Here is a 1,778-nt window from a genome sequence, read left to right on the forward strand (position 1 = left end):
GGCGTTTACGCCGGGGGTGAAGGCCATCTCAGAAGTGCTCTGACCCGCGCTGTGTGCATGGGTGCGCAGTGTTCAGCTCAGCCCACGGGGCGCTTCTGATTCTCGATGTACTGCTTCACGACGGTCAGGGGCGCCCCGCCGCAGCTTCCGGCGAAGTAGGAGCCGGACCAGAAGTGTCCGCCCCACAGGTACCGGCGGACGTGGCTGTCGTATTCCTTGCGCAGCAGTCGGGCGGAGACGCCTTTGAGGGAGTTGACCAGCTTGGAGAGCTGGACCTTCGGCGGGTAGTGCACGAGCAGGTGTACGTGATCGTCCTCGCCGTTGAACTGCTTCAAGTCCGCCTCGAAGTCCGTGCAGACCTCTCGCATGATCTCTTCGCAGCGCGTCAACATGGCGTCGGTCATGGCCTTGCGCCGGTACTTCGTGACGAAAACCAAGTGGACGTGCAGGTTGTAGACGACGTGGCGGCCTGTGCGGACGTCGGGGTTCGGTTTCCATCGTGGTGACATGAACCAAGTATGTATGATGGCCGTTATGCAGCTCAGGTACGGGTTCCGCCTGTACCCGAGCGCCGGTCAGCTCCAGTCGCTGGCAGAGGCGTTCGGGTGCGCCCGGGTGGTCTTCAACGACGCGCTTCGCGTTCGTGAGGATGCCCGTGCCGGTGGGCTACCGTTCGTCACCTCGGCCGAGTTATCCAAGCGGCTCACGGCTGTGAAGAAGACGCCTGAGCGGGCGTGGCTGGCTGAGGTTTCCTCGGTAATCCTCCAGCAGTCCCTTCGGGACCTGGAGGCCGCGTACCGGAACTTCTTCGACGGCCTGAAGGGCAAGCGCCCGAGGATGGGGCCGCCCCGGTTCAAGTCGAAGCGGGACACCCGGCAGGCGATCCGCTTCACCGCGAACGCCGGCTGGAAGATCACCCCCGGCGGGAAGCTGCGGCTGCCCAAAGTCGGCGACGTGGCGGTGAAGTGGTCGCGTACCCTGCCGTCCACCCCGTCCACCGTGACCGTCATCAAGGACTCCGCCGGTCGCTATTTCGCGTCGTTCGTCGTGGAGACCGGACCCGAAGAAGTCCTTCCCCCGATCACGCCGGAGGTCGGCGTAGACCTCGGCCTCGGACACTTCGCCGTCCTGTCCGACGGCCGGAAAATCGACAGTCCCCGCTTCCTGCGCCGGGCCGAGAAACACCTCAAGAAGGCTCAGCGTGCCCTGTCCCGCAAGGACAAGGGCAGCGCCAACCGGACCAAGGCCCGCGTCAAGGTCGCCCGCGCTCATGCACGGGTCGCCGACGCACGGCGCGAGTTCCACCACCAGCTCTCCACCAAGCTGATCCGCGAGAACCAAGCCATCGCGGTGGAAGACCTGACGGTCAAGGGACTCGCCCGCACACGCCTGGCCAAGTCCGTGCACGACGCCGGATGGTCGCAGTTCACGACCATGCTCGAATACAAGGCCAGCCGATACGGGCGCACCTTCGTGCGCATCGGCCGCTTCGAGCCCACCTCGCAGGTCTGCTCGGCCTGCGGCGTCAAGGACGGCCCCAAGCCCCTGCACATCCGCCAGTGGACGTGCACGGCATGTGGGACCACCCTGGACCGAGACATCAACGCGGCGGTCAACGTCGCGAAGGCGGCCGGACTGGCCGTGACAGCCCGTGGAACGCAGGTAAGACGGGGACTCGTCCCCGCACAGCGCGATGAAACGGGAACCCACCCGAAGCCGCGCCCGACAACGACGCGGCAGACGGGAATCGCCCACCTTTAGGTGAGCGAGGATGTCAA

The 1,778-nt window shown here is 65.6% G+C and carries 2 protein-coding genes; one reads left to right on the plus strand and one right to left on the minus strand.

Features of this window, described 5'->3' with window-relative positions; translation table 11 throughout:
* Window positions 1-77: 77 nt before the first annotated feature.
* Window positions 78-509: an IS200/IS605 family transposase gene (tnpA, locus tag NQO67_RS43430; protein WP_255956184.1), complete on the minus strand. Its 432-nt coding sequence runs from the start codon at window positions 507-509 to the stop codon at window positions 78-80.
* Between the two features lie 25 nt (window positions 510-534).
* Here tnpA and NQO67_RS43435 point away from each other — a divergent pair, with 25 nt between their 5' ends.
* Window positions 535-1,761 carry an RNA-guided endonuclease InsQ/TnpB family protein gene (locus NQO67_RS43435; protein ID WP_255956186.1) on the plus strand — a complete coding sequence of 409 codons (1,227 nt, stop codon included), beginning with the start codon at window positions 535-537 and terminating at the stop codon, window positions 1,759-1,761.
* The last annotated feature ends 17 nt before the right edge of the window (window positions 1,762-1,778 follow it).

The organism is Streptomyces odontomachi (genome assembly GCF_024435355.1).
GTDB lineage: Bacteria > Actinomycetota > Actinomycetes > Streptomycetales > Streptomycetaceae > Streptomyces > Streptomyces odontomachi.

Excerpts from the sequence above, each read along its gene's own strand:
- tnpA (WP_255956184.1), bottom strand. The coding sequence starts at position 509 with ATGTCACCACGATGGAAACCGAACCCCGACGTCCGCACAGGCCGCCAC.
- NQO67_RS43435 (WP_255956186.1), top strand. The coding sequence starts at position 535 with ATGCAGCTCAGGTACGGGTTCCGCCTGTACCCGAGCGCCGGTCAGCTC.